Annotated in this window: 28 protein-coding genes; 22 read left to right on the top strand and 6 right to left on the bottom strand. The window is 69.6% G+C overall.

Going from position 1 to position 25,785, the window contains the following annotated elements:
- The 16 genes from ACWCSU_RS04050 (at position 1) to ACWCSU_RS04125 (ending at position 14,754) form a co-directional block, all read left to right on the top strand.
- Positions 1–657 (top strand): L-threonylcarbamoyladenylate synthase, encoded by a 657-nt coding sequence (locus ACWCSU_RS04050; protein WP_357695083.1) that lies wholly within the window; start codon positions 1–3, stop codon positions 655–657.
- An 88-nt stretch (positions 658–745) separates the two neighbouring features.
- Positions 746–3,121, top strand: coding sequence for a hypothetical protein (locus ACWCSU_RS04055; protein WP_449933436.1), 2,376 nt, complete (start codon positions 746–748; stop codon positions 3,119–3,121).
- Positions 3,121–3,495 carry a hypothetical protein gene (locus ACWCSU_RS04060; RefSeq protein WP_449933438.1) on the top strand — a complete coding sequence of 125 codons (375 nt, stop codon included), beginning with the start codon at positions 3,121–3,123 and terminating at the stop codon, positions 3,493–3,495. Before ACWCSU_RS04055 ends, ACWCSU_RS04060 begins: the two co-directional genes overlap by 1 nt.
- Positions 3,496–3,822: 327 nt before the next feature.
- On the top strand, positions 3,823–5,088 hold the full coding sequence (locus ACWCSU_RS04065; protein ID WP_449933440.1) for a serine hydroxymethyltransferase: 1,266 nt from the start codon (positions 3,823–3,825) through the stop codon (positions 5,086–5,088).
- 57 nt (positions 5,089–5,145) lie between these two features.
- Positions 5,146–6,435 (top strand): glycosyltransferase family 4 protein, encoded by a 1,290-nt coding sequence (locus ACWCSU_RS04070; RefSeq protein WP_357695091.1) that lies wholly within the window; start codon positions 5,146–5,148, stop codon positions 6,433–6,435.
- Positions 6,436–6,566: 131 nt separating this feature from the next.
- Complete coding sequence (locus ACWCSU_RS04075) at positions 6,567–6,989, top strand: hypothetical protein (RefSeq protein ID WP_357695093.1); 423 nt, start codon at positions 6,567–6,569, stop codon at positions 6,987–6,989.
- A 65-nt stretch (positions 6,990–7,054) separates the two neighbouring features.
- Positions 7,055–7,270, top strand: coding sequence for an AtpZ/AtpI family protein (locus ACWCSU_RS04080; RefSeq protein WP_357695095.1), 216 nt, complete (start codon positions 7,055–7,057; stop codon positions 7,268–7,270).
- Between the two features lie 67 nt (positions 7,271–7,337).
- Positions 7,338–8,135 carry a F0F1 ATP synthase subunit A gene (gene atpB, locus ACWCSU_RS04085; protein WP_449933444.1) on the top strand — a complete coding sequence of 266 codons (798 nt, stop codon included), beginning with the start codon at positions 7,338–7,340 and terminating at the stop codon, positions 8,133–8,135.
- A 69-nt stretch (positions 8,136–8,204) separates the two neighbouring features.
- Positions 8,205–8,435 carry an ATP synthase F0 subunit C gene (gene atpE / locus ACWCSU_RS04090; protein WP_138666586.1) on the top strand — a complete coding sequence of 77 codons (231 nt, stop codon included), beginning with the start codon at positions 8,205–8,207 and terminating at the stop codon, positions 8,433–8,435.
- Positions 8,436–8,467: 32 nt separating this feature from the next.
- Entirely contained in the window at positions 8,468–9,019 is a 552-nt protein-coding gene (locus ACWCSU_RS04095) for a F0F1 ATP synthase subunit B (protein ID WP_357695099.1), read from the top strand.
- On the top strand, positions 9,019–9,828 hold the full coding sequence (locus tag ACWCSU_RS04100; protein WP_397040078.1) for a F0F1 ATP synthase subunit delta: 810 nt from the start codon (positions 9,019–9,021) through the stop codon (positions 9,826–9,828). The genes ACWCSU_RS04095 and ACWCSU_RS04100 overlap by 1 nt, the downstream gene beginning before the upstream one ends.
- A 40-nt stretch (positions 9,829–9,868) precedes the next feature.
- Positions 9,869–11,518 (top strand): F0F1 ATP synthase subunit alpha, encoded by a 1,650-nt coding sequence (atpA, locus tag ACWCSU_RS04105; RefSeq protein ID WP_364089026.1) that lies wholly within the window; start codon positions 9,869–9,871, stop codon positions 11,516–11,518.
- A 3-nt stretch (positions 11,519–11,521) separates the two neighbouring features.
- Positions 11,522–12,424, top strand: coding sequence for a F0F1 ATP synthase subunit gamma (locus ACWCSU_RS04110; protein WP_357695105.1), 903 nt, complete (start codon positions 11,522–11,524; stop codon positions 12,422–12,424).
- 1 nt (position 12,425) lies between these two features.
- Positions 12,426–13,874: a F0F1 ATP synthase subunit beta gene (atpD, locus tag ACWCSU_RS04115; protein ID WP_357695107.1), complete on the top strand. Its 1,449-nt coding sequence runs from the start codon at positions 12,426–12,428 to the stop codon at positions 13,872–13,874.
- Positions 13,875–13,942: 68 nt separating this feature from the next.
- Positions 13,943–14,344 (top strand): F0F1 ATP synthase subunit epsilon, encoded by a 402-nt coding sequence (locus ACWCSU_RS04120; protein WP_080042501.1) that lies wholly within the window; start codon positions 13,943–13,945, stop codon positions 14,342–14,344.
- Between the two features lie 29 nt (positions 14,345–14,373).
- Positions 14,374–14,754, top strand: a complete 381-nt coding sequence (locus tag ACWCSU_RS04125) for a DUF2550 domain-containing protein (protein WP_357695110.1) — start codon at positions 14,374–14,376, stop codon at positions 14,752–14,754.
- On the opposite strand, the gene ACWCSU_RS04130 is transcribed toward ACWCSU_RS04125, so the two are convergent.
- The gene (locus tag ACWCSU_RS04130; RefSeq protein WP_357695112.1) at positions 14,751–15,341 is read right to left on the bottom strand and encodes a cob(I)yrinic acid a,c-diamide adenosyltransferase; all 591 of its coding nucleotides are present in this window, start codon (positions 15,339–15,341) and stop codon (positions 14,751–14,753) included. The genes ACWCSU_RS04125 and ACWCSU_RS04130 overlap by 4 nt on opposite strands.
- 127 nt (positions 15,342–15,468) lie before the next feature.
- On the opposite strand from ACWCSU_RS04130, the gene ACWCSU_RS04135 reads away from it, so the two are divergent.
- The 4 genes from ACWCSU_RS04135 to ACWCSU_RS04150 all read left to right on the top strand — a co-directional run bounded on the left by ACWCSU_RS04135 (position 15,469) and on the right by ACWCSU_RS04150 (position 19,022).
- Positions 15,469–16,365: an ABC transporter ATP-binding protein gene (locus ACWCSU_RS04135; RefSeq protein WP_357695114.1), complete on the top strand. Its 897-nt coding sequence runs from the start codon at positions 15,469–15,471 to the stop codon at positions 16,363–16,365.
- Positions 16,362–17,471, top strand: a complete 1,110-nt coding sequence (locus ACWCSU_RS04140) for an ABC transporter permease (protein WP_364089017.1) — start codon at positions 16,362–16,364, stop codon at positions 17,469–17,471. The genes ACWCSU_RS04135 and ACWCSU_RS04140 overlap by 4 nt, the downstream gene beginning before the upstream one ends.
- Positions 17,472–18,641 (top strand): histidine kinase, encoded by a 1,170-nt coding sequence (locus tag ACWCSU_RS04145; protein ID WP_449933448.1) that lies wholly within the window; start codon positions 17,472–17,474, stop codon positions 18,639–18,641.
- Positions 18,642–18,704: 63 nt separating this feature from the next.
- Positions 18,705–19,022, top strand: coding sequence for an STAS domain-containing protein (locus tag ACWCSU_RS04150; RefSeq protein WP_352324282.1), 318 nt, complete (start codon positions 18,705–18,707; stop codon positions 19,020–19,022).
- Positions 19,023–19,191: 169 nt separating this feature from the next.
- On the opposite strand, the gene ACWCSU_RS04155 is transcribed toward ACWCSU_RS04150, so the two are convergent.
- From ACWCSU_RS04155 to nucS, 5 genes are all read right to left on the bottom strand, one after another.
- The gene (locus ACWCSU_RS04155) at positions 19,192–19,776 is read right to left on the bottom strand and encodes a TetR/AcrR family transcriptional regulator (protein ID WP_357695120.1); all 585 of its coding nucleotides are present in this window, start codon (positions 19,774–19,776) and stop codon (positions 19,192–19,194) included.
- A 102-nt stretch (positions 19,777–19,878) separates the two neighbouring features.
- Entirely contained in the window at positions 19,879–21,351 is a 1,473-nt protein-coding gene (locus ACWCSU_RS04160) for an aldehyde dehydrogenase family protein (protein WP_449933451.1), read from the bottom strand.
- A 32-nt stretch (positions 21,352–21,383) separates the two neighbouring features.
- Complete coding sequence (locus tag ACWCSU_RS04165; protein WP_364089005.1) at positions 21,384–21,941, bottom strand: GNAT family N-acetyltransferase; 558 nt, start codon at positions 21,939–21,941, stop codon at positions 21,384–21,386.
- A gap of 2 nt (positions 21,942–21,943) precedes the next feature.
- On the bottom strand, positions 21,944–23,245 hold the full coding sequence (locus tag ACWCSU_RS04170; protein ID WP_449933453.1) for a carotenoid oxygenase family protein: 1,302 nt from the start codon (positions 23,243–23,245) through the stop codon (positions 21,944–21,946).
- A 105-nt stretch (positions 23,246–23,350) separates the two neighbouring features.
- Entirely contained in the window at positions 23,351–24,013 is a 663-nt protein-coding gene (gene nucS, locus ACWCSU_RS04175) for an endonuclease NucS (RefSeq protein WP_357695128.1), read from the bottom strand.
- Positions 24,014–24,049: 36 nt separating this feature from the next.
- Here nucS and ACWCSU_RS04180 point away from each other — a divergent pair, with 36 nt between their 5' ends.
- Together ACWCSU_RS04180 and ACWCSU_RS04185 are read left to right on the top strand one after the other, a co-directional pair.
- Positions 24,050–25,498, top strand: coding sequence for a 3-hydroxyacyl-CoA dehydrogenase family protein (locus ACWCSU_RS04180; protein WP_364088998.1), 1,449 nt, complete (start codon positions 24,050–24,052; stop codon positions 25,496–25,498).
- Positions 25,495–25,785, top strand: coding sequence for an ATP/GTP-binding protein (locus ACWCSU_RS04185; RefSeq protein WP_357695132.1), 291 nt, complete (start codon positions 25,495–25,497; stop codon positions 25,783–25,785). Before ACWCSU_RS04180 ends, ACWCSU_RS04185 begins: the two co-directional genes overlap by 4 nt.

Genomic DNA, 25,785 nt, shown 5'->3' on the forward strand with positions numbered 1-25,785 from the left:
ATGCACGCCGTGGGAAGACGCTTTGACTGCTCCGACCTCGACCAGCGCGCCGAGGGCCTGATCGAGGCCGCCACCGCCGTGCGCCGCGGCGAGCTGGTCGTGCTGCCGACCGACACCGTCTACGGCATCGGCGCCGACGCGTTCATGCCGCCGGCCGTCACCGCGCTGCTCGACGCCAAGGGGCGCGGCCGCGACATGCCTCCGCCCGTCCTCGTGGGCACCGTCAGAGCCGCCACAGCGCTCGTGGACGACCTCGGGCCCTATGGGCAGGATCTCATCGACGCCTTCTGGCCCGGGCCGCTCACGCTGGTCTGCAGGGCCAACAGGGCCCTTTCCTGGGACCTGGGGGACACCAAGGGCACGGTCGCGGTCCGCATGCCGCTCCACCCGGTCGCGCTCGACCTGCTCAAGGAGACCGGCCCGATGGCCGTCTCCAGCGCCAACCGCTCCGGCGCCCCCGCGGCGACGACGGCGGAGGAGGCCCAGGAGCAGCTCGGCGACTCGGTCGCGGTCTACCTCGACGGCGGCAAGACCACCGACAACACGCCCTCCACCATCCTCGACCTCACCACGGCGGTGCCCCGCCTGCTGCGCCGTGGCGCGATCCCGGTGGAGAAGCTGCGCGGCATCATCGGTTACGTCGCCACCGACGACTGACGTATACCGTCTTTTTATCCCGGCTGCGGCGGTGCCTCGGACACGATTACGGTGAGTCCCGGAACGGCGACACGTCCGGGAGTGGCCCATGGGCAAGTTCGACGGCATGGATCCGCAGCTGGTCCGTGACCTGCTGACCGAGGTCAAGCACGCGTCCTCGGTGCTGCGTACGGCCGAGGACCAGGTCAGAGCGGTGATGAGCCGTGCCGGGCTGTCCACGCGGAGCACCCATCGTCCGGTCCAGGTGGCCGACTCCGCCGATCACATGGTCAAGGACGTCAACGCGCGGCTGGCCGTCCTGGAGAAGCGCGCCGACGGGAAGCTGGGAGACACGTCGAAGACGGGCGGCGGCGGCAAGGACGACGAGCCCAAGGAACTGCCGGGCACCCGCAACGACAAGTACGACAACCCCCGCGCCGACGACCCGCCCCCTGCCATCCCCAAACACCCCGACGCCTCGAAGGACCACGACCCGAAACCCACCGAGCCACCTTCGAAGGCCCCCGACACCAAGCCCGCCGACCCACCCGCCCCGAAGGACCACGACCCGAAGCCCACGGAACCACCCACGCCGAAGGACCACGACACCAAGACGGGCGACGGGCACAAAGCGGGCGACAGCCCGAAGACCGGCGATGGCACCAAGACCGGCGACGACGCCAAGGCCGACGCTGACGGCAAGTCGTGCGACGACACCGACAAGGACACCGGGACCCGCACGAACGACCCTCGCGGAACCGACACCGGAACCGACACCCGGACCGACGGCGGGACCGGCGACACCTCGTCCGTCGACGATCCGAAGGCCGCCGACCAGGACAGCAGGCGCGACCGGGGAGCGGAAGCCGACACCGGCACGACCGACGTCCCCGCCGACGACCGACCGGCCGACGCGCACAAGCCCCAGGTCGTGGTGGTCGACGGCGTGAAGGTTCTCCAGGTCCCCATCGACCCGCCCACGGCCGAACAACTGGAGTCCCTGCTCAAGAACGTCGACAACGTGCAGCCCGCCGACATGCCGACGGTGCACGCCGATGGCGCCGGGGCGACGGCGGGCGGGGGCGAAGGGCTGTCGGTGCCGACAGGAGAGGGCGGCACCGACCCCTCGACCACCACCCCAGGCACCACCGGCCGCCACCCCTACGACACACCAGGACTCCCGGACACCCGCGTCGGCACATCAGAGGCCGCGGGCTCCCACGTCGGCACCGCAGGGGACACGGGCTCGCACGCCGGCACCGCAGGGGACACGGGCTCGCACGCCGGCACCGCAGGGGACACGGGCTCGCACGTCGGCACCGCAGCAGGCGAGAGCGGTCACTACGGCACTCCCGGAGACGCGGGCAACGCCCACGGCACCCACCCCGACGGCGCTTCCTCCACCCAAACCCGCCCCGACGCCACCACCGGCACTGGCACCCAGCCCATCGGCGACACCGGTCAAGCCGACGGCACAAATGGCCACACGGACCACGGCACGGGCCGAACCGACGGGTCCACCGGCGTCGCGAACAGCGACACCGGCCGCTCCGACGGCGGCACCGCGGACACCGGCCGCTCGGACGGCGGTACTACCGACACCGGTCGCTCCCATGGCGGCACAACGGACACTGGTCGCTCCGAGGGGGGCGCCGCGGGCACCGACCGCGCTGACGGCGGCGCCTGCGCGGACGGCAAGGACGCGAACGGCAGCCGTGACGCCGGTGGCGGCAACGCTGATGGCGCGCGTTCCGACGGGGCTCGGGCTGATGGCGGTGCTACGAACGTTGGTCGTGACGTCGGTGGGGGCTCCGGTGGCGCGGATGGCGGACGCGCCGATGGCGGGACTGGCGGCGGGGCAACCGATGCCGGTCGCTCTGATGGTGGCGCAGCGGATGCGGGCCGTTCTGATGGTGGTGCAGCGGACGGGCGTCGTGCTGATGGCGGCGTCGAGGCTGGTCGGGGCGGTGGTGGTACTGCCGATGGAGGTGGGGGTGGGCGTGGTGATGCTTCTACCGGGGTGCGGATTCCGCCTACGGCGCCGGGGGGAGGGGCGGCCGTACCTCCTGGAGGCGACGTACCGGCTGGGGGAGCAGGGGGCGCGAGCGCAGGTGGTGCGACGGCTACGGCGGCGGACGGTGGTGCGGGTGCTTACGGCGTGAATGCTCATCACGGTGCCAGCGGTCACGGTGCAACCGGTCATGGCGTCGGCGGTGGGGTGCAGGGGTTGGATGTCGGCGGCGGCGGCCATGGCGGGAAGTGGGTGAGTGTGGGTGACGGGGTTGTGGCGGTGGAGTTGCCCGACGCCGGGGAGGACGTGCTCAGGACGCTGATCCAGGACGCCCGCGGCATTCAGCCGCTCGACATGCCGTCCGTGGAGGTTCCGCCCGGCGAGTACGGCAAGGGCGAATGGATGCCCGAGGACATCAGGCCGGACGGTCCGACAGGTGAGATCGACTCCGGGACGCCGGGAAGGAGTGCGTGATGTACGTCGACCCGCCCGCCCCCAGGCCCAGGAGCAGGGACGAGATGCCCCCCGTCACCGCGGCGGGCCCGCTGGACAACCAGCCGCTGGCCTACGAGTTCAACCCGGACTACGAACGTCTCATCACCGCCTGGAACACCGTCATGCCCATGTTGGAGAAGCTCAGCACGGCCCTCGACAAGGCGTACACACTGGCCAAGAGCCCGCAGACCTGGGACGCCCCGGTCGGCGAGCGCTATGTGCAGGACATCCGGGAATGGCGGTCCAAGCTGGCCGTCTACCGCCACTCCGTGCTCACCGCGATCAGCGATGAGGCCGACGACACCCCGAGATGGATCCCCAGCCAGACCGGCGCACCGCACGCCTTCCCCTGACCCGCAGGCGCCCCCCGCAGGCGCCCGTCTCCGCGAACGACGGCCCTCCCAGATGACGGCTCCCATGGGCAACGGCCCTCACGGGTGAGGGTCCTCAAAGCCAAGGGTCCTCACGGGGAGCGCCCCGGAGAACGACCACCGCCACGCGCAACCACCCCTGGCGGACACCGACCGCCACGCGCAACCACTCCGGACGAGACACCGACCGCCACGCGCAACCACTCCGGACGAGACAACGACCGCCACGCGCAACCACTCCGGACGAGACAACGACCGCCACGGGCCTTCTACCTGGGCAAATCGGGCATGCGGTCGTACAGTGGAGGGATGGGTGGTGAGCCCTACTACGGTCCCGACTTCGGGCAGTTGCGGCGGCAGGATCCCGAGCTGGCGCAGGTGCTGCTCGACGAGCTCGCACGGGTCCGCGCCGGCATCCAGCTGATCGCCGGCGAGAACTTCACCTCCCCGGCCGTCATGGCCGCCCTGGGTTCCACCCTCACCAACAAGTACGCCGAGGGCTACCCCGGCAGGCGCTACTACGGCGGCTGCGAGGTGGTCGACCGGGCCGAACGCCTGGCCGTCGAGCGGGCGCGCAGGCTGTTCGGGGCCGAGCACGCCAACGTCCAGCCGCATTCCGGGGCCACCGCCAACCTGGCCGCCTACGCCGCGCTGCTCCAGCCGGGCGACACCATGCTCGCCATGGCGCTCCCGCACGGCGGCCACCTCACGCACGGCTCGAAGGTGAACTTCTCGGGGAGGTGGTTCGACGTCGCCTCCTACGGCGTGCGGCGCGACACCGAGCTCATCGACTACGACGAGGTGCGGGACCTGGCGCTGCGGGGGCGGCCCAAGGTGATCGTGTGCGGCGCGACCGCGTACCCGAGGCTGATCGACTTCTCGATCTTCCGCGGCATCGCCGACGAGGTGGGCGCGTGGCTGCTCGCCGACGTGGCGCACCCGATCGGGCTGATGGCGGGCGGGGTGATCCCGTCGGCGGTGCCGTACGCGGACGTCGTGACGCTGACCACCCACAAGGTGCTGCGCGGGCCGCGCGGCGGCGCGATCCTGTGCACGGAGGAACTGGCCGCGAAGATCGACCGGGCGGTGTTCCCGTTCGTGCAGGGAGGGCCGCTGATGCACGCCGTGGCGGCCAAGGCGGTGGCGTTCGGGGAGGCGCTGCGGCCGGAGTTCGCCGAGTACGCGGGCCGCGTCGTCGCCAATGCCCGTACGCTCGCCGACGCGCTGGCAGTGGAGGGCATGCGTCCGGTCACGGGCGGCACGGACACCCATCTGGCGTTGATCGACCTGCGTGAGCTGGGCGTGTCCGGGGCCGAGGCCGAACGGCGCTGCGCGGCCGCCGGGATCACGCTCAACCGCAACGTCATCCCGTACGATCCGGAGCCTGCGGCGGTCACCTCGGGGATCCGGGTGGGCACGCCGTGCGTGACCACGCAGGGCATGGGCCCGAGGGAGATGAAAGAGGTGGGAAGTCTGATCTCGCGCGCTGTGCGCGATCCGTCCGTCGCGCCCGAGGTCAGGGAAAGAGTGTCGGCGCTTCTCGCCATCCATCAGCCATATCTCAGCGAATATTAAGCTGGTCTGTGTCGGTTTCCGGTCACAGCTGGCCGGAGCATCCGGGAAACTAGGTCCGTGCGCGAATACCTGTTCATGGCGCTCATCTCGGCAGCGGTGACGTATCTGCTGGTCCCGCTGGTGCGCCGCTTCGCCATCCGCATCGGAGCCATGCCCGAGGTTCGCGAGCGCGACGTGCACACCACGCCGACGCCGAGGCTCGGCGGCCTGGCCATGTACGGCGGCCTGGTGGTCGGCCTGCTGGTCGCCACCCAGCTGAAACACACCGGCGAGGCGCTGTCGGAGTACAACCCCAAGGCGGTCACCGCGCTGATCGTCGCGGGCGGCCTGATCACGCTCACCGGCTTCCTCGACGACTGGTGGGGCATGGACGCCTTCATCAAGCTCGGCGGGCAGATCGCGGCGGCGGGCGTGCTGGTCTTTTTCGACCTGCGGCTGCTCTACATTCCGCTGCCCAAGGACTGGGGCGGCTCCACCAGCCTCGACTACACGCTGAGCACGATCATCACCATCATGATCGTGGTGGTCACCATCAACGCCGTGAACTTCGTCGACGGTCTCGACGGGCTCGCGGCCGGCATCGTGTGCATCGCCGCCATGGCCACGTGGGCGTACTCGATCCTGCTGGCCCAGAGCATGAGCGTGGGGAACATCACCACGACGGCGGCCATCGCGGCCGTCCTCATCGGCACGTGCCTGGGTTTCCTGCCGCACAACTTCCATCCCGCGAAGATCTTCATGGGCGACACCGGGGCGATGCTGATCGGGCTGGTGCTCGCCTCGTCGATCGTCACGGTCACGCCGCTCGACCCGGCCGCCATCGAGGACATGAACAAGGTCCCGGTGCTGCTGCCGCTGATGCTGCCGGCGGCGGTGCTGGTCCTGCCGCTGATCGACCTGATCACCGCCGTGGTCCGGCGCACGTCCCACGGCATGTCGCCGTTCGCCCCCGACCGGGGTCACCTGCACCACCGGCTGCTGGACATCGGCCACTCGCACCGCCGGTCGGTGCTGATCATGTACGCGTGGGCGTTCCTGTTCGCCTTCGGCTTGGTGGCGATGTCGCGCGAGGGTGTGCCGGTGCTGCTGTTCGTCGTGGTCATCGTGCTGGCGCTGGCGGTGCTCGTCCTGATGGCGGCGCCCCGCTGGCGGGGCAGGGGCGGCGCGCACTCGGCGGCGCGCAACAAGCAGCCCGACGACGACGGCCCGCCCACCGGCCCGATGCCGCCGATCCCGCCGGACACCGAGGTCAGGCGGCAGATGCCGCCGCAGAGCGGCCCGTCCTCGCAGGAACGCGCGAGCGCCGAGGGCAAACCGGTCATTCCTGCATTTCCGAGTCGTCCTTGATTGGGAACTAGAAACGGCAGGTAAAAGCGGTCTTCCGTGAGCTTGTGATATCTTTCACGAGCAGGGACCTCCAGACGCACATGTTCTGGAGGTAGCAAACGCTCGCTTGACAACATGCTGATGGAGCACCGATGCAGGCCAACGACGTGCGCGTACTCAAGAGCGCCGCTGTTCCGACCTTCGCGGTCGGGGTGGTCGCGGTCATCGTCGCTTTCCTCGTGGCGGGCGGCAAGGGAGCGCTCGGCGCGGCCCTCGGCACCTTGCTCGTCGGGGTTTTCTTCAGCGTCAGCGTGGTAGCGGTCTCCTATGCCGCCCGCGTCTCCCCGCAGATGATGGCGATCGCGGCCATGGTCAGCTACCTCGTCAAGGTCATCGCCATCATGGCGGTGCTCACCGCCTTCCGTGAGACCACCGCCTGGAACACCCAGGCCTTCGCGTGGTCCGTGGTCGGCTGCACGCTCGTCTGGACCGGGTTCGAGGTCCGCGCGTTCATGAAGACCAAGATGCTCTATGTCGACCCCGAAGCCTCGGTCCCCGGAAAGGGCGACTCATGAGGCAGGTAAAGGGATGGGGTCCGATATGACTAGTCCTCCACTCGCCTGCTATCGTCGGGGCCGCGATGAGCGCACAGGAACGCCGACCGGAACACGACGGTCGCGACTTCTCCGATGCCATGTGGTCAGTCCCCAGCTATCTGCTCGCCGGGATGGCGATCTATGGCGGTCTCGGGTGGTTGCTGGACCGGTGGCTCGACATGTCCGCGTTCTTCCCCATAGGCGTGGTCCTTGGGGTCGTGCTCGGCGGCTACGCGGTCTACCGGAAGTTCGGTCGCTAACCCGACGCAGCGATCGCCTCGCTGAGGAAACCCTTGTGATCCACTACGACGTTGAAGGGAACGCCGCGTGATTGCGCTGACGGTCCTCGCCCCCGAAGACAACTTCCGGGCGCCATCGCCCGATGAGCTGTTCAATTCGTTCACGCCGATCATCCCTGGGGTGACCTGGTTCACCAAGCCGGTCCTGCTGGCGATGCTCAGCGCGCTCGTGGTGATCGCGGTGTGCTGGGTGGCTTTCGCCAAGCCGAAGCTCGTGCCGAGGGGCACCCAGAACGTCGTCGAGTACGGCTACATGTTCGTCCGCGACCAGATCGCCCGGCCGTTCCTCGGCAAGGACGCCGATCGGTGGATGGGCCTGCTGATCACGCTCTTCTTCCTGGTCCTGTTCTGGAACGTCCTGGGTGTGATCCCGCTCGCGCAGTTCCCGGTCGCCTCGCACATCGCGTTCCCGGCCGTGCTCGCGATCTCGATCTACGTGATCAAGGTTTACCTGGGCGTCAAGCACCAGGGCGGCATCGGTTACTTCAAGAACATGATGTTCCCGCCCGGTCTGCCCAAGCCGATCTACTTCCTCCTGGCGCCGATCGAGTTCCTCTCGAACATGATCATCGCACCGTTCACGCACGCGGTCCGACTGTTCGCGAACATGTTCGCCGGTCACATGCTGCTCGCGTTCTTCAGCATGGTCGGCTTCTGGTTCCTGTTCGAGAAGCTGACCCCCTTGGGTGCTCCCGTCGGCGTGGTGGGTGTGATCATGACGATCATCCTGACCGGGTTCGAGCTGTTCATCCAGTTCCTGCAGGCTTTCCTGTTCGCGATGCTGGCGTCGATGTACATCGGCGGCGCGCTGCACCCAGATCACTGAGAACCACATACCGGAATATCCATGACCGGTGGGACTCCCTTCACCGGCCGTCCAGTAAAGGAAATAGCAATGAGCGTTCTCGCTGAGGTCTCCGGCAACGTCACCGCCATCGGTTACGGTCTCGCCGCCATCGGCCCCGGCATCGGCGTCGGCATCATCTTCGGTCAGGGCGTGCAGGCCATCGCGCGTCAGCCCGAGGCTTACGGCCTGATTCGCCAGAACATGCTCCTCGGCTTCGTCCTCACCGAGGCCCTCGCCCTGATCGGTCTGGTCGCGCCCTTCATCTTCCAGGGCATCTAGGACCAGAAGAATTCTGACGAAAGGCTGCACCCATGATTAAGGCAGCTACGCTCCTCGCGCAGGAAGAAGGGGCGAACCCGCTCCTTCCGCACACGTTCGAGCTCGTCGTCGGTATCTTCTCGTTCCTCGTCGTCCTCCTCGTCGTCGGCAAGATTCTCGTTCCGCGCATCCAGAAGACTCTGGCCGAGCGGACCGACGCGATCGAGGGTGGCATCAAGAGGGCTGAGGAGGCCCAGGCCGAGGCGCAGAACCTCCAGCGGCAGTACGCGCAGCAGCTTGAGGAGGCCCGCCGCGAAGCCGGCAGGCTCCGTGAAGAGGCTCGCGAGCAGGCCGCGCAGATCAAGGCGGAGCTCCGCGAGGAGGCGCAGGCCGAGGCCCGTCGTCTCGTCGAGGCCGCGCACGCCCAGATCGAGGCCGACCGTGCCGCCGCGTTCGCGCAGCTCCGCACGGAGATCGGCCGTCTGTCCACGGACCTCGCGGGCCGCATCGTCGGCGAGTCCCTCGAGGACGAGGCCCGCCAGAGCCGCATCGTGGACAGGTTCCTCGACGAGCTCGAGAGCAGCAACGCGCAGGCGGTGCGCTAATGCGAGGTCTGAGCAGGACCTCGCTGGCAGAGGTCGAGGAGCGCTTCAACGCGGTCGCGGGCAGCGCCGACCTCGGCGCGCTCTCCGACGAGTTGTTCGCCGTCGCGGATCTGCTCGACCGCGAGCACGGCCTGCGCCGCGCGCTGTCCGACCCGGCCAGGCCCGGCGAGCAGAAGGCGGGCACCATCCGCGCCCTGCTCGGCGGCAAGGTCTCCGAGGCGGCCATCGCCACGACCGAGGCCGCGGTCTCGGCCCGGTGGTCGCGCGCCGGAGACCTGGCCGACTCGCTCGAACGGCTCGGCGTCGTCGCCGCTGCCGCTGAGGCGGAGAGCCAGTCCCGGCTCGACGACGTCGAGGACGAGCTCTTCCGCTTCGGCCGCATCGTCGCCGCCAACCCCGACCTCCGCCGCGCGCTCGCGGACGCGGCCGCGCCCGGCGAGGGCAAGCGGCAGTTGCTGAGCGACCTGCTCGGCGGCAAGGTCGCCCCCACCAGCCTGCGCCTGATCACGCAGCTGGCGGTGCACCCGCGAGGGCGTAGCCTGGAAATGGGCTTGGAGGAGTTCGGCCAGCTCGTGGCCCAGCAGCGCCAGCGCCTGGTGGCGGTCGTGCGCAGCGCGGTCGAGCTGTCCGACGCGCAGAAGCAGCGACTGGCCGACTGGCTGCGCACCTCCTACGGTCGTGACGTGCACCTGAACGTCGAGGTGGACAAGCGAGTGCTCGGTGGGTTCTCGGTTCGCATCGGCGACGAGATGATCGACACCACGATCGTGGGACGAATTGAAGAAGTCCGCCGCCGGTTGGCCGGCTGAGGCGCAGTGAGCGCCGAATGAATAGGGAGACAGAGTAGAGATGGCGGAGCTTACGATCCGGCCGGACGAGATCCGGGACGCGCTTGAGCGCTTCGTCCAGGCGTACGAACCGGAAGGCGCCGCGCGCGAGGAGATCGGGACCGTCGTCGACGCCGGCGACGGCATTGCCCATGTCTCCGGCCTTCCCTCGGCGATGGCGAACGAGCTGCTCGAGTTCGAGGACGGCACGCGCGGCCTGGCCCTGAACCTCGACCCCCGAGAGATCGGCGTCGTGGTCCTGGGCGACTTCAGCAACATCGAGGAGGGCCAGACGGTCCGCCGGACGGGCGAGGTCCTGTCCGTGCCCGTCGGCGACAACTTCCTCGGCCGTGTGGTCGACCCGCTCGGCAACCCCCTCGACGGCAAGGGCGCGATCGAGTCCGAGGGCCTGCGCGCCCTCGAACTGCAGGCCCCCTCGGTCGTCCAGCGGCAGCCGGTGAAGCAGCCGCTGCAGACCGGCATCAAGGCGATCGACGCCATGACGCCGATCGGCCGCGGCCAGCGCCAGCTGATCATCGGTGACCGTGGCACGGGCAAGACGGCCGTCGCCGTGGACACCATCATCAACCAGCGCGACAACTGGCTCTCGGGCGACCCCGAGAAGCAGGTGCGCTGCGTCTACGTCGCGGTCGGCCAGAAGGGCTCGACGATCGCCCAGGTGCGTTCCCGTCTCGAAGAGGCCGGCGCCCTGGAGTACACCACGATCGTCGCCGCCCCGGCCTCCGACCCGGCCGGTTACAAGTACATCTCCCCTTACACCGGTTCGGCCATCGGCCAGCACTGGATGTACCAGGGCAAGCACGTCCTCATCATCTTCGACGACCTCACCAAGCAGGCCGACGCCTACCGCGCCGTCTCGCTGCTGCTTCGCCGCCCGCCGGGCCGCGAGGCGTTCCCCGGTGACGTCTTCTACCTCCACTCCCGTCTGCTGGAGCGCTGCGCCAAGCTCTCCGCCGACATGGGCGGCGGCTCGATGACCGGTCTTCCGATCATCGAGACCAAGGGCAACGACGTGTCGGCGTTCATCCCGACCAACGTCATCTCCATCACCGACGGCCAGTGCTTCCTGGAGACCGACTACTTCAACGCCGGTATCCGTCCCGCCATCAACGTCGGTATCTCGGTCTCCCGAGTCGGCGGCTCGGCGCAGATCAAGGCGATGCGCAAGGTGGCCGGCACGCTGCGTCTGTCGCTGTCGCAGTACCGCGACCTGGAGGCCTTCGCGGCCTTCGCCTCCGACCTGGACGCGGCCTCCCGCGCCCAGCTGGAGCGCGGTCAGCGCCTGACCGAGCTGCTCATCCAGCCGCAGTACTCGCCGTTCCCCGTGGAGCGGCAGGTCGTGTCGGTGTGGGCGGGCACGACGGGTGAGCTCGACGAGGTTCCGGTCGAGGACATCCGCCGCTTCGAGCAGGAGTTCCTCGACTACCTGCAGAGCAGCCACAAGGGCATCTTCGACAGCATCCGCGAGACCAACGAGCTGTCGGACGACGCGGTGACCAGCCTCAAGGACGCCGTCACGGAGTTCAAGAAGGGCTTCACCACCTCCTCGGGCGAGCTCCTGGTCAAGGACGAGCCGGTGGCGCCGCTCGAAGCCGGCGAGGTCGGCCAGGAGAAGATCAAGAAGGTCGTCCGTCCGGCGACGGAGAAGTAGCTCATGGGTGCCCAGCTAAGGCTGCTGCGGCGGCGGATCAAGTCGGTCAAGTCGACCGCCAAGATCACGCGTGCCCAGGAGCTCATCGCCTCCTCGCGGATCGTGAAGGCGCAGATGCGGATGCAGGCGGCGCTGCCGTACGAGCGTGAGATCACTCGCGCCGTCACCGGCGTCGTCAGCAACGCGGCCAGCGTCGACCATCCGTTGACCGTGGCGAAGGAGAACCCCGCCAAGGCGGGCGTCCTCATCGTCACCAGCGACAGCGGGTTCTGTGGCGGCTTCAACGCCAACGTCCTGCGCGAGGCCGAGGCCCTGCGCGGGCTGCTGGAGAGCCGCGGCCTGACGGTGGTGCCGTTCGTCACCGGCCGGAAGGGTGTCACCTGGCACACCTTCCGCAACCGTACGATGGGCGGCCAGTGGGTGGGCTTCTCCAGGAAGCCGGCCTACGCCGACGCCAAGGAGATCGCGCAGATCCTGATCGACTCCTTCAAGGAAGAGGCGGGGATCGACGAGATCCACATCGTCTCGACCGAGTTCGTCTCGATGCTGACCCAGAACGTCGTGGTCAAGCGCGTGCTGCCGCTGGAGGTCGAGGAGACCGAGGCGACGGCGAGCGAGACGATCCCGCCGTACTTCGAGTTCGAGCCCACCGCGGGCGACGTCCTCGAAACGCTGCTGCCGCGCTATGTGGAGTCCCGCATCTTCACGGCGCTGCTGCAGTCGGCTGCTTCGGAGGAGGCTGCGCGCCGCCGCGCCATGAAGTCCGCCACGGACAACGCCAACGAGCTGATCCGCGTGTTCACCATGCAGATGAACCAGGCTCGCCAGGCCGAGATCACCCAGGAAATCAGCGAGATCGTCGGTGGCGCCAACGCGCTGGCTGACGCCGCAGCGGGGAAAGAGTGAAATGACTGCAGAGGCTGTTGAGACTGTTGAGCCCACGTCGGCCGGTGCCGGTCGTGTGGCCAGCGTCAAGGGGCCCGTCGTCGACGTGGAGTTCCCCGTCGAGGCGATGCCCGACATCTACAACGCGCTCAACGTCGAGGTGACCCTCGGCGGCGAGACCAAGACCCTGACCATGGAGGTCGCCCAGCACCTGGGTGACAACCTGGTCCGCGCCATCTCCATGCAGCCCACCGACGGCCTGGTCCGCGGTACGGCCGTCACCGACTCCGGCCACCCGATCTCGGTGCCCGTCGGCGACGTCGTCAAGGGTCACGTGTGGAACACGCTCGGCGAGTCGCTCGACGTGCCGACCGCTTCGCTCCAGATCACCGAGAAGTGGGGCATCCACCGGCCGTCCCCGCCCTTCGACCAGCTCGAGTCCCGTACCGAGATGCTGGTCACGGGTATCAAGGTCATCGACCTGCTCACCCCGTACGTGCAGGGTGGCAAGATCGGCCTGTTCGGTGGCGCCGGTGTGGGCAAGACGGTTCTCATCCAGGAGATGATCCGCCGTGTCGCCCGCAACTTCGGTGGCACCTCGGTGTTCGCCGGCGTCGGCGAGCGCACCCGTGAGGGCAACGACCTCTGGCTGGAGATGGAGGAGGCGGACGTCCTCAAGGACACCGCGCTCGTCTTCGGCCAGATGGACGAGCCGCCGGGCACCCGTCTGCGGGTGGCCCTGTCCGCGCTGACGATGGCGGAGTACTTCCGCGACGTGCAGAAGCAGGACGTGCTGCTGTTCATCGACAACATCTTCCGCTTCACGCAGGCGGGCTCGGAGGTCTCCACCCTCCTCGGCCGCATGCCGTCCGCGGTGGGTTACCAGCCGACGCTGGCCGACGAGATGGGTGTGCTCCAGGAGCGCATCACCTCGACGCGCGGTCACTCGATCACCTCGATGCAGGCGATCTACGTGCCCGCCGACGACATCACCGACCCGGCCCCGCACAACGCGTTCGCGCACCTCGACGCGCAGACCGTTCTGTCCCGGCCGATCTCGGAGAAGGGCATCTACCCCGCGGTGGACCCGCTCGACTCCACCTCCCGGATCCTCGACCCGCAGGTCGTGGGCGAGGAGCACTACCGGGTGGCCCAGGAGACCAAGCGGATCCTGCAGAAGTACCGCGAGCTCCAGGACATCATCGCGATCCTCGGTATCGACGAGCTGTCCGAAGAGGACAAGGTCACCGTGCAGCGGGCCCGTCGGATCGAGCGGTTCCTGTCGCACCCGATGTACGCCGCCGAGGCGTTCACCGGCCAGCCGGGCGAGAACGTCCCGCTGGACGAGACGATCGCCTCCTTCAAGGGCCTGTGCGCCGGCGAGTACGACCACCTGCCCGAGCAGGCGTTCTTCATGGTCGGCGGCATCGACCAGGCCGTGGCCAAGGCCAAGGAACTCGAGCGTCGCTGATCGCCCTACGGTAGTGGCACGGGCGTGAGAACCCGTGCCGCTACCTGATCGGAAAGGAACCTACAGAAGTGGCGAAGCTACGCGTAGGGGTTGTCTCACCCGAGCGTGAGATCTGGTCGGGCGAGGCCGACATGGTGATTGCCAAGACCGTGGACGGCGAGATCGGTATTATGCCGCAACACGCACCTGTGCTCGGCGTTCTCGTCGAGGGCGGCGTGCTGCGCGTCAAGCGGGAAGGCGAGCCCGAGCTCGTCGCGGCCGTTCACGGGGGGTTCATCTCCGTGGCCGACGATGAGGTGTCGGTGCTCGCCGAGGTCGCCGAGCTCGGTTCCGAGGTCGACGTCGCGGCCGCCCGAGACGCTCTCGACCGGGCTCAGGCTTCGATCGAGGCCAACCAGGAGGACGCCGACGCGGCGATCGAGGCGAAGCGGGCCAGGGCCCGGCTGCGCGCGGCGGGCGAAGAGGTTTAATACATACAACGGGATTCAGGGGGGCGGCCATGGTGGCGACGGTTTCGGTTTTGTTGTTGCTGCTGGTCGCCCTCGTGGTCCTGCGAGGGATGACGCTGGCCCGCTCGCGCGGCAGCGTCCCCTGTCGGCTGAAAGTAGAGAGCCGGGGCTGGCAGAGCGGGGTAGCCCGCTACGCCGACGGTGAGCTCCACTGGATTCCGCTCATGAGCGTCCGTCTGAGGCCGCGCCACGCGATCGCGAGGCGCGGCCTCGTCGTTTCCGCCCGGCGTGAGATCGACGGCGGCCTCTACGCCGTCGACTGCGGCGGCACCACGCGCGGCCTGTCGCTGGCGATGAGCGCCGACGCGCTCACCGGGTTCCTGGCCTGGCTGGAGTCGGCGCCGCCCAGCGCGTACCTCGACGTCGCCTAGCGGGTGCCGCCGGGCTTCCAGAGGATCTCGTTGCCGCCGTGGGCGACCCGGCAGGCGATGAAGAGCAGGTCGGACAGCCTGTTGAGGTATTTGGCGGTCAGCGGGTTGACGTCGTCGTGGGCCTGGAGCGCCGCCCACGTGGTGCGCTCGGCCCTGCGTACGGTCACCCGGGCCAGGTGCAGCGCGGCCGTGGCCGGGTCGCCGCCGGGCAGGATGAAGCTGCGCAGCGGCTTGAGCTCGGCGTTGAGCCGGTCGCACTGCTCCTCCAGCCGGTCGATGTAGGACTGCTCCACCCGCAGCGGCGGGAACTCCGGATCGTCCACCACGGGCGTGGCCAGGTCGGCCCCCACGTCGAACAGCTCGTTCTGGATGCGCACGAGGACCGCCACGAGGTCGGCGGACAGGGTGCCGTGGGACAGGGCCAGGCCCAGGCAGGCGTTGGCCTCCTCGACGTCGGCGTACGCGGCCAGCCGGGTGTCGGTCTTGGCGGCGCGGCTCATGTCGCTCAGGTTGGTGGTGCCGTCGTCGCCCGTACGGGTGTAGATGCGGGAGAGGACGACGGGCTTGTCCTTGTCGGCACGCGTCATGGACCCAGCGTAATGACAAATGTCATCCGAGCGGGACGCGCTTTCCATGTCACCTCCATGATTTCCACGACTACCAGGACGAACGCCATCAAAGCCACTATTTACCCATGACGAGAGAGAGGGCCTGATGCTCGAGATCAGCGAGCTGCGCAAGCGCTTCGCGGGCGGTCCCGACAGCCCCGGTGGCAAGGTCGCGCTGGACGGGATCAGCTTCACGGTACGTCCGGGTGAGATGTACGGCTTCGTGGGCGCGAACGGCGCGGGCAAGACGACGACGATGCGCATCGTCATGGGCGTGCTCCAGGCCGATTCCGGATCGGTGCGCTGGCGGGACCGGCAGCTGGGCCACGACGACCGGACGCGCTTCGGCTACATGCCCGAGGAACGCGGGCTGTACCAGAAGATGCGGGTCGCCGAGCAGATCGAGTACTTCGGCCGGCTGCACGGGCTCGCCCCGGCGGCGGCGAAGAAGGCCGCCGACGACCTCATCGAGCGGCTGGGGCTGACCGAGCGCAGGGGCGACGCGGTGCAGGCGCTGTCGCTGGGCAACCAGCAGCGCGTGCAGCTGGCCGTGGCGCTGGTGCACGACCCCGAGGCGCTGATCCTGGACGAGCCGTTCTCCGGGCTCGACCCTCTCGCCGTGGACGCCCTGGCCGGGGCCCTCCAGGAGCGGTGCAGGAGCGGCGTGCCGGTGATCTTCTCCAGCCACCAGCTCGACCTGGTGGAGCGGCTGTGCGACTCGGTGGGCATCGTCTCCGGCGGCCGGATGGTCGCCACGGGCACGGTGGCCGAGCTGCGCGCCGCCGAGGGCGAGACGTTGCGCGTGGACGTCCGCGACCCCGCGCCGGGCTGGGCCGACGGCCTGCCGGGCACGGTGGCCGTCCACGGCGACCTGCACACCCTGCGGACGACCGAAGGCGACGACCAGGAGATCCTGCGCCGCGCCATGAAGGCGGGCCGCGTCGAGCACTTCGGCGTCGAGCAGCCGACCCTCACCGAGATCTTCAAGGAGGCCGTGGCGTGAACGGACTGATGCTGATCGCCCGCCGCGAGATCGTGACGCAGGTGCGCACGAAGACGTTCCTCGTCGGCCTGCTGGTGACCGTCATCCTGGTGGCGGCGGTGTCCTTCGCGCCCAAGATCATGGGCGGGAACGACTCGTACACGCTGGGCACGGTCAACTCCCAGCAGCTCCCGCTGAAGGCCGCCGCGCCGGAGGCCGAGTTCGAGTGGCGCACCTTCCCCGACGAGGCCGCGGCCAAGAAGGCCGTGCTGGCCGGCGACGTGGACGCGGTGCTGGTCAACGGCGACAAGGTGCTCACCGACGGCGAGGTCGACTCCAAGCTCGGCGTGCTCATGCAGAGCACCAACCGGGAGATGCGCCTCGGCGCGGCCGGGGTGACGATCCCGCCGCTGCAGATGGTCTCCGTGGGCGTGGACACCCGCTACCAGGCCGCCAAGACCGGGATCGCCGTGGTGCTGGTGCTCGTCCTGTTCATGCTGCTCATGGGCCAGGTCATGATGGTGGCCATGGGCGTGGTGGAGGAGAAGGGCAGCAGGATCGTGGAGATCCTGCTGGCGGCGGTGCGCCCGTGGCAGCTGCTCGCCGGGAAGATCGTCGGGCTGGGCGTGCTCGGGTTGATCAACCTACTCACGATCCTCGCCGTCGGCCTGATCGCCACCTCGGCGTCGGGCTTCGCCGCCGACTTCCCGCCGGGCATCCCGGGCCTGGTGGCCGCCGTGCTGGTCTGGTTCGTGCTCGGGTACGCGTTCTTCGCCACGCTCGCGGCGGCGTTCGCCTCGCTGGTCTCCCGCCAGGAGGAGGTGAGCAGCGTGATGTCGCCGCTGACGATGCTCATCATGGTCACGTACTTCGTGGCCTTCTACGCCACCAACGATCCCACGGGCACGCTGGCCACGGTCATGTCCTACATCCCGCCGTTCTCGTCGATGATCATGCCGGTCCGCATGGCGGCGGCCGACGTGCCGATGTGGCAGGTGGCGGCGTCCATGGCGGCGATGGCGGTGGCCGTGCTGGCGGTGCTGTCGTTCGGCGCCAAGGTCTACGAGCGGGCGGTACTGCGGACGGGCGCCCGGCTCAAGCTCGGCGACGTGCTGCGCGCGGGCTAGATGGACGCGATCACGCGGGCACGCCGCTCGACCCGCCGGATGCTGAACTCGACGCTCGCGATCATGTGGATCTTCCTGGTTGCCTCGGCGGTGTTCGGCCTCGGCGCCGGGTCGGTCGGCTGGCTGCGGCTCGTGCCCGCGACGGTCGCCGCGCTCGCCTTCACCTGGCTCTTCGTCCGGGTCGTGGCCTCGGTCCTGGAGCGCCGGTATCCCACGAGAGAGATCGTGTGGACCGGCGCTCTGGCGTTCCTGGCGGCGGTGCTGGGCGGGGCCGACCCGATGGGCTGGGGGTTCGTGCCCATGGTCTGGCTGTCGGTGGCGGTGATCGGGCTGCCGAGCCGCCGGGCGCTGGCTTTGGGGGTGGCGACGTGCGCGGTCTGCATCGGGCTCGGCGCGCTGGCCGTGCTGGGCGGGACGGGTCTGCTCGCGCAGAGCGGTGACACCTTCCTCGTCTCGCTGGTCATCATCGCCGCCCTCGACGTCCTGTGGGCCGCGGCGCTGCCCTGCACCAACCGGATGTGGGCCTGGATCTGGACCCTGGCCGTGCAGGCCCACGACGGCCGCGAGGCGCACACCCGGCTGGCCCTGGCCGAGGAGCGGCTGCGCTTCGCCAGGGACCTGCACGACCTGGTCGGCCACCAGCTCTCCGCCATCGCCGTCAAGACCGAGCTGGCCGTGCGCCTGGCCGACGCCGACGTCCGGGCGGCCAAGGACGAGATGGCGGAGGTGAACACGCTGACCCGCAAGGCCCTGCGTGAGCTGCGGCAGGCCGTGCGCGGCTACCGCGAACTTGACTTGACCGCTGAGCTGAATAGCGTGAGGGGAGTGCTCGAAGCGGCGGGCGTCCGCTGCGAGGTGCGTCTGCCGCACCGCGAGCTGCCCCCGGGGGTCGCGCCGGTGTTCGCCTACGCGGTGCGCGAGGCGGTCACCAACGTCCTGAAGCACAGCGCCGCGACCTTCTGCGACATCACCCTGCGCTTCACCGACCAGGAGGCGGAACTGGCGGTGCGCAACGACGGAGTGGCCCGCAGGCAGGCCGAGGACCTGGGCAGCGGGCTGATCGGCATGAGTGAGCGGATGGCCGCCGTGGGCGGGAGCATGACGGCCCTTCCCATCGGCGACGGACAGTTCCTGCTGACGGCGGTCGTGTCACTGCCGATAGCTGGGTAGAGGAGGAGAGCGGGGGTTTCGATCCCGGCGACCACACGCCGTGTGCGTGACTGAGGAGGTGGCATGCGCGTCCGGCGCAATCCACGAGGCCAGACGGTACGGATCGGTGCCCGGCTCGACGCCGGCACGTCGGCCGGCGTGCGCGAGCGGCTGCACGCCGCGCTCGACGCCGGCGAGGGCGACCTCATCCTCGACCTCTCCAAGCTGGAGATGATCGACGCCACCGGCCTCGGGGTGCTGGTCGGGGCACATCGGCGCGCGATCAGCGTGCAACGCCGCCTCGTACTTCGGGGGGTGCCCCCGCGGATCATGAGGATCCTGGCGGTGACCCGGCTGAATCGGGTCCTGCACGTCGAGGTTCCCGCGGCCGCGGTGGCCTGAGGTCACATATCGGGGCCGGGCGCCGATCAGCCGTCGCCCGCGCCCTTTCCGTGAGCCGAATATAGATGGAATGTAGATTTCGGGTCGGCCGCTATCATGGGCGTGGGCTCCGGGAAAGAACTTCGAAAGTGATTATTTCGTGACCCCATCACTGCGGGTAATCGGCGGGTCACGACGGACTCAGGCTGCGGATGAAGATGTGCACGGCCACCTCCACGAGTTCGTCGATGCCCGGCTGCTCCTCGGCCAGTATCCATTCGATCAGCAGCTCTTGTAGTGCGCCAATTACGCCAAGTGCCACCAGTCGCCGATTGAGCGTCGGGCCCTGCGGGAAATCCGCCGAGGCCTCCTCCACGAGCCGGGCGAAGGCGTCCACCGCCCGCTGACGCGAGGCTGTCAGGACGTCGCCCGATCTGCGCACCTCCAGGTGCATGATGCGGGCCCGCCGCCAGTCGGCGGCGGCGAACTCGATATAGGCGCGAATCCCCGCCTTGACTCTTCCGTCAAGCGTGCTCGGCGCCTCCTGTAACGCTTTGGCCACAACCGCGAGGCTTTCCTCGACGCACCGCTCGTGCAGTGCCTGGAGCAACTCCTCGCGGCCGCCGAAACATTCGTAGAAGGCGCGGTTGGAGATCCGCGCCTCCGAGCACAATCTTTCGATGGTCGTCGCCGCGAAACCTGGTTTCGCGTATAGCGTGTAGGCGGCCGTCATCAGCCGCTCGCGTCTGTCCGCCAGCCTTTGCTCGGCCGACATTCCCCGGTAAGACCGGTTCACATTCCACCCGTCCAACATGATCGTGGCCCCCAGAGCACACAATTATGGACGGATGATCGGATTTGGGAAAGAGCGCGATGATTATCTTTTACGTCGCCCGTGCAAGAACGTGACAAGCCTGATCAGTCGCTCAAGCTCATCCGGCCCCCTCCTGAACGAGGTCAGGTTCATGCCGGGCAGGGCGAAGCGCTGGCGGGAGACCGCCTTTGGCCTGGTGAACTCGCGTAGGCCGTCGGCGCCGTGGATGCGGCCGAACCCCGAGTCGCCGATTCCGCCGAACGGCAGCGCGGGCACCCCGGCGAAGGAGATCACCGAGTTGACGGCGGTCATCCCGGTACGCATCGCGCGCGCGAGCTGCGTCGCCCGGCGGGCGTTCCGCGAGAAGATCGTGCCCGCCAGCCCGTACGCCGAGGCGTTGGCCAGCTCCAGCGCCTCCTGCGCGTCGCGGGTGCGCCGGACGGTGATCGTCGGCCCGAACGTCTCCTCCCGCACGGCCGGTGAGTCCTCCGGCACGTCCGCCACGATCACCGGGTCCACGAACGGCGCCCGTACGGACTCGGGGCCGCCTGTCACTACTTTTCCGGACTTGGTGGCGTCGTCGATGTGCCGCCTGATGATGTCGAGCTGGGCGGGCATGGTGATCGGGCCGTAGTCCTGGCCTGCCTTGACCTTGGCGGCCCGCTCCGACAGCTCCCGCATGAACGGCTCGTACACCGCGTCCACCACGTAGACCCGCTCGACGCCCGCGCAGGTCTGGCCCGCGTTCGACATCGCGCCCCACAGGCAGGCGTCGGCCGCGGCGGGCAGGTCGGCGTCGGCGTCCACGATGAAGGCGTCCTTGCCGCCGCACTCGGCCACGATGGGCGTGAGGTTCTCCGCGCACGCCGCCATGACCCGCTTGGCGGTGGCGGTGGAACCGGTGAAGGCCACCTTCCGCACCCGGGGGTCGGCGGCCAGCGCCGCGCCGGTCTCGCCGAGCCCGGTCACCGTCTGCAGCACCGGCTGCTCGGGCACCGACTCGGCGAACAGCTCCGCCAGACGCACGCCGACCCCGGGGGTGAGCTCGCTGGGCTTGAACACGACGGCGTTGCCGGCCGCCAGCGCGTACGCGATGGAGCCCATCGGGGTGAACACCGGGTAGTTCCACGGGCCGATCACGCCGACCACGCCGAGCGGCAGGTATTCGAGCGTGGCGGCCAGGTTGAGCCCGAGCATGCCGGTGGCCACGCGGCGGCGGCCCAGCACCTTGGCGGCGTTGCGGGCCGCCCAGTCGAGGTGCGTGACGGCCAGCACGATCTCCAGCGTGGCGTCGCCGACGGGCTTGCCGGTCTCCTCGTGCACGAGCGCGGCCAGCTCCCGCAGCCGCCGCGTGATGACCGCCTTGTAGTCGAGCAGGCGGCGCCTGCGCTCCCCCGGAGGCAGGGCCGCCCACCACTCCGCGGCTGCCCCGGCCCTGGCCACCGCCTCGTGCACGGCCTGGGCGTCGTGTTTCGGGTGACTGCCGACGACCTCGCCGGTAGCCGGGTTCAGTGAGTCGAACGTCAGCGTGGACATGGCGTCACGATAAACCGGTAAGCCGTCGCTTACTAGCTCTGGGGTGGGCGCAGCATCCCCCAGACCGGCGGCCCGTCCGGCAGCGTGAACCGCTCGGTGACCACGAACCCGAACCGCTCGTAGAAGGGCACGTTGGACTCCTTGCTGCTCTCCAGGTAGACCGGCAGGCCGCCGCACCTGGCCAGGCCCGCGCGCATCAGCGCGCCGCCGACCCCGGTGCCCTGGAGCTCGGGCACCGTGCCGAGCTGGGCCAGGTACCAGTAGGGGCCGGCGGGCTTGTGCCGGGCGAACTCCGCCTCCAGCAGCAGGCCCTGGTGCACCCGGTCGCCCATGGCCTCGACCAGGCCGGGAATCGCCGCCTCGTCGTCGGGCCGGTGGCCCGGCGGGTCCCACAGCGCGACCCCCGCCACGGCGCCGCCCCCGCTGGGCGCCGTCTCGGTGATCGCGTGCGTGTGCCGGGCCAGCGTGGCGAACATCCCCGCCGCGCCCCGGTTGCCGGGCAGCAGCCACCCGATCACCGGATCGTCGTGGAAGGCCCTGGCCAGCGCCTGGCCCGCGGCGTCGAAGTCGTCCGACTCCCTGACGTCCACCGTCACCCCTCCGCGAACCACGAGCCGTGGAAGCCGGCCGGCACCCGCCTGGGCAGCCGCACCGACGCGACGTCGGACAGATCGCTCGCGTCCAGCACCACCAGCTCGGACGATTCCCCGGAGGTGACGATCGACAGCAGCCACCCCTCGTCCTCGCCCTTGGCTCCCTCGGCCGGCACGAAGACGGCCTCGCCGGTGCTGCCGCCGGTCCTCCTGACCTGGGCGGAGCCGTCGCGCTGGTCGTACTTGACGACGGCCTCGGCGCTCACCGTGTAGAGGTAGCGGCTGGGCCGTCCGAGCAGGTCCTCGTTGAACGTGGGGAACTCCACGCCGCGGTCGTCCAGCGCCTCCTCCTTGGCCGTGCCGTCGGCCGGGTCGAGGATCCAGCGGTGCAGGGCGGCGGCGCCGGCGGCCCCCGCGTGCCTGGCCGGGTCCGCCGCGCCGCCGATCTGGTCCCAGACGGTGGACCAGGCTTCGGGGGAGTAGCGGGCGGCGTTCAGGACGACACGTCCCCGCTCGTCCTCCCAGGCGTTGCCGACGTGGAACACGTAGCAGGGGTCGACGTCGAACCAGCGCGTCGGGCCGCCCGTCCGGGGGGTCACGCCGATCCTGGCGCCGTAGCCGTCCTCCCAGGCGTACGGCATGCCCTGGCGGTTGAGGTCGAACACCACGGGCAGGTCGAGCCAGACCAGGTGGTGCTCGGTGACGGCGAAGTCGTGCATCATCGTCGGCCTCGGCACCTCGATCTCCCTGCTCTCCACCAGCTCGCCGGCGGCCGAGAGCCGGTGGTAGGTGAGGAACGGCGGGAAGTACCCGTAGCCGAAGAAGTGCAGCTCACCGGTGAGCGGGTCCTGCTTGGGGTGGGCGGTCATCGCGGTGGTCAGCCGTCCGCCGAAGTCGCACGGGCCCACGGTGGCCAGCTCGGGCGTCACCTCGTGCGGCAGGCCGTTCTCCACCAGCGCCAGGATGCGCCCGGCGTGCCGGACGACGTGCGTGTTGGCCGTCACGGCGGCCCGATCGACCCCGGCGTCGGAGACGAACGGCGCGTCGTCGGTGAACTTGCTGGTCCGCACCCACCGGTTGCGGTACCACGCGGCCCGCCCGTCCCGCAGCCGGACGCCGTGCAGCATGCCGTGCCCGGCGAACCAGTGACCGGGGTCCTCGCCCGGCCGGGGGTTGGGCCCGTTGCGGAAGTAGCGCCCGGTCAGCTCGCCGGGGAGCACACCCGTGACCTCAAGGTCACGCGCCTCGATCTCGTCGGGCACGGGCGCCAGATCGCCGCTGAGGTACGAAGGAACGCTCATGAACACTCCAATCTCGATAGGTCGAAACTAGAATGTCCATGAGCGACCTGTCAACACAGGAATGTCAGGCCATGGGAAATCCCGGCCCGTTCGGGGCCGGGGGGGTCAGAAGAGGGTCGGGTTCTCCGGCTCGATGCCGCGCAGGGCGTCGTAGTCGAGGGTGACGCAGTCGATGCCCCGGTCGGTGGCGAGCACCCGCGCCTGCGGCTTGATCTCCTGCGCCGCGAACACCCCGCGCACCGGCGCGATCAGCGGGTCGCGGTTGAGCAGGTCCAGGTAGCGGGTGAGCTGCTCGACGCCGTCGATCTCGCCGCGCCGCTTGATCTCGATCGCCACCGTCGCGCCCAGCGCGTCACGGCAGAGGATGTCGACCGGGCCGATGGCCGTCATGTACTCGCGGCGGATCAGCGAGTAGCCCTCGCCCAGGGTCGTGATGTGCTCGGCCAGCAGCTCCTGGAGGTGGGCCTCCACACCGTCCTTGATCAGGCCGGGGTCGACGCCCAGCTCGTGGCTGGAGTCGTGGATGATCTCCTCCATCGTCAGGACCAGCTTCTCGCCGGTCTTGCCGTGGGTGACCGTCCAGGTGCCGCCGTCCTCCTTGAGCTTGCACGGCGGGTTCATCCAGTTGAGCGGTTTGAAGGCGCGGTCGTCGGCGTGGATGCTGACGCTCCCGTCCGCCTTGATGAGGACGAGCCTAGGCGCCATCGGCAGATGTGCCGTGAGCCGTCCGATGTAATCCACGCTGCATCGCGCGATGACCAGCCGCATGACGTCCCACCTTAGCGGCTCTGGAAAACTGGTCGCATGGCGTTTGAAACGGTGGGAGTTGTCGGGCTCGGCACGATGGGTGCCGGGATCGCCGAGGTCTTCGCGCGCGCCGGGCTGCGGGTGATCGGCGTCGAGGCCGACGTCGAGGCGCTGGCCCGAGGGCGCGGGCACGTCGAGCGCTCCACGGCCAGGGCGGCCGACCGGGGCAAGCTGACGGCCGAGCAGCGGGCCGCGATCCTGGGTCGCATCACGCTGACCACCTCGCGCGAGGACCTGCGCGAGGTCGACCTCGTGATCGAGGCGATCCCCGAGGTGCTCGACCACAAGATCTCGCTGTTCCAGGACCTCGACCGCATCTGCAAGCCCGAGACCGTCCTGGCCACCAACACCTCCTCGCTGCCGGTCACCGCCGTCGCCGCCGCCACGGGCCGGCCCGAGCGGGTCGTCGGCATGCATTTCTTCAACCCGGCGCCGGTCATGCGGCTGGTCGAGGTGGTGGGCACGGTGGTGACCGCGCCCGGGGTGGTCTCCGAGGTCTGCGAGCTGGCCGGGCGGCTGGGCAAGACGGCCGTCCCGGCGGGCGACCGGGCCGGGTTCGTGGTCAACCGGCTGCTCCTGCCCTACCTCAACCACGCCGCCGTCCTGCTGGAGCTGGGCATCGCCACGCGCGACGGCATCGACGACGCCATGCGGCTGGGCGTGGGGCTGCCGATGGGGCCGTTCGCGCTGCTCGACCTGATCGGGCTCGACACCGCGTACGAGGTGATGGAGGTGCTGTTCGACGAGACGCGCGACCGCCGGCACGCGCCCTCGCCGCTGCTGCGCGAGCTGGTCACCGCCGGGCTGCTCGGCCGCAAGACCGGCCACGGCTTCTACGGGCCGCAGGAGCCGCCCAAAGAGCCGGAGAAGTCGACGGTCATCACCTTCGGGATCGACGGGCCCGACGTCCACGGGCTCGGCGAGCGGCTGCGGGCGTCCGGATTCCGCCCGTCCGATTCGCCGGACACCGTGCTGCGGTGCACCGACCGTCCCGTGATCGAGTACGCCGCACGCCTGTCCGACCCCACCAGGATGGTCGGCGTGCACGTCGTCGGTGACAAGGTGGCCGAGCTGGCCGGCACCGCGCTCACCTCGCCCGCGGCCGCCAAGGCGGCGCGCGACCTGATGCGGGTGGCCGGTCTGGTGCCCGTCTCGTGCAAGGACCGGGCCGGGTTCGTGGCCGACGCCCTGCTCTTCCCCTACCTCAACGACGCCGTCCGCATGTACGACGCCGGCTACGCCTCCATCGCCGACATCGACGCCGCCATGCGGCTGGGCTGCGGCTACCCGGCCGGCCCGTTCGAGATGCTGGGCTACCTCGGCCTGGCCAGGGTCCGCGACGGCCTCAGGGCCCTCTACGCCGAATACCGCGAGCCCGCCTTCGCCCCCGCCCCCCTGCTCGACCAGCTCGTCACGGCCGGTGTGAGCGAGTTCCCCCGCTCATGAGCCCCCGCCGCGCCCGCCGGCGGGACGACTCCCGCCCTCTCGGCCTTCCCGCCGGCAACGACAAGGTGGAGGAATGGCCGGACGGCGACTGGAAGGTGCGCATGCTCACGGGCGCGTCCTCGACCAAGACCTACCGCTGCCCCGGCTGCGACCAGGAGATCCTGGGCGGCAGGCCGCACCTGGTCGCCTGGCCCGACTGGCCGGGCGGCGACGAGGAGCGCCGCCACTGGCACCCGACCTGCTGGCGCAAGAGACTCGACCGCGGCCCCGGCCGCAGCCGCTACTAG

This window comes from Nonomuraea sp. NPDC001699 (genome assembly GCF_053596455.1).

Bases quoted from the DNA above. Each gene is read 5' to 3' on its own strand.
- ACWCSU_RS04160 (WP_449933451.1), bottom strand. From the start codon at position 21,351: ATGTCCACGCTGACGTTCGACTCACTGAACCCGGCTACCGGCGAGGTC.
- ACWCSU_RS04110 (WP_357695105.1), top strand. From the start codon at position 11,522: ATGGGTGCCCAGCTAAGGCTGCTGCGGCGGCGGATCAAGTCGGTCAAG.
- ACWCSU_RS04170 (WP_449933453.1), bottom strand. From the start codon at position 23,245: ATGAGCGTTCCTTCGTACCTCAGCGGCGATCTGGCGCCCGTGCCCGAC.
- ACWCSU_RS04050 (WP_357695083.1), top strand. From the start codon at position 1: ATGCACGCCGTGGGAAGACGCTTTGACTGCTCCGACCTCGACCAGCGC.
- ACWCSU_RS04155 (WP_357695120.1), bottom strand. From the start codon at position 19,776: ATGTCGGCCGAGCAAAGGCTGGCGGACAGACGCGAGCGGCTGATGACG.
- ACWCSU_RS04185 (WP_357695132.1), top strand. From the start codon at position 25,495: ATGAGCCCCCGCCGCGCCCGCCGGCGGGACGACTCCCGCCCTCTCGGC.
- ACWCSU_RS04065 (WP_449933440.1), top strand. From the start codon at position 3,823: ATGGGTGGTGAGCCCTACTACGGTCCCGACTTCGGGCAGTTGCGGCGG.
- ACWCSU_RS04150 (WP_352324282.1), top strand. From the start codon at position 18,705: ATGCGCGTCCGGCGCAATCCACGAGGCCAGACGGTACGGATCGGTGCC.
- nucS (WP_357695128.1), bottom strand. From the start codon at position 24,013: ATGCGGCTGGTCATCGCGCGATGCAGCGTGGATTACATCGGACGGCTC.
- ACWCSU_RS04180 (WP_364088998.1), top strand. From the start codon at position 24,050: ATGGCGTTTGAAACGGTGGGAGTTGTCGGGCTCGGCACGATGGGTGCC.
- ACWCSU_RS04095 (WP_357695099.1), top strand. From the start codon at position 8,468: ATGATTAAGGCAGCTACGCTCCTCGCGCAGGAAGAAGGGGCGAACCCG.
- atpA (WP_364089026.1), top strand. From the start codon at position 9,869: ATGGCGGAGCTTACGATCCGGCCGGACGAGATCCGGGACGCGCTTGAG.
- ACWCSU_RS04080 (WP_357695095.1), top strand. From the start codon at position 7,055: ATGAGCGCACAGGAACGCCGACCGGAACACGACGGTCGCGACTTCTCC.
- ACWCSU_RS04125 (WP_357695110.1), top strand. From the start codon at position 14,374: ATGGTGGCGACGGTTTCGGTTTTGTTGTTGCTGCTGGTCGCCCTCGTG.
- ACWCSU_RS04135 (WP_357695114.1), top strand. From the start codon at position 15,469: ATGCTCGAGATCAGCGAGCTGCGCAAGCGCTTCGCGGGCGGTCCCGAC.
- ACWCSU_RS04145 (WP_449933448.1), top strand. From the start codon at position 17,472: ATGGACGCGATCACGCGGGCACGCCGCTCGACCCGCCGGATGCTGAAC.
- ACWCSU_RS04075 (WP_357695093.1), top strand. From the start codon at position 6,567: ATGCAGGCCAACGACGTGCGCGTACTCAAGAGCGCCGCTGTTCCGACC.
- ACWCSU_RS04060 (WP_449933438.1), top strand. From the start codon at position 3,121: ATGTACGTCGACCCGCCCGCCCCCAGGCCCAGGAGCAGGGACGAGATG.
- ACWCSU_RS04055 (WP_449933436.1), top strand. From the start codon at position 746: ATGGGCAAGTTCGACGGCATGGATCCGCAGCTGGTCCGTGACCTGCTG.
- ACWCSU_RS04100 (WP_397040078.1), top strand. From the start codon at position 9,019: ATGCGAGGTCTGAGCAGGACCTCGCTGGCAGAGGTCGAGGAGCGCTTC.
- atpE (WP_138666586.1), top strand. From the start codon at position 8,205: ATGAGCGTTCTCGCTGAGGTCTCCGGCAACGTCACCGCCATCGGTTAC.
- ACWCSU_RS04130 (WP_357695112.1), bottom strand. From the start codon at position 15,341: ATGACGCGTGCCGACAAGGACAAGCCCGTCGTCCTCTCCCGCATCTAC.
- atpD (WP_357695107.1), top strand. From the start codon at position 12,426: ATGACTGCAGAGGCTGTTGAGACTGTTGAGCCCACGTCGGCCGGTGCC.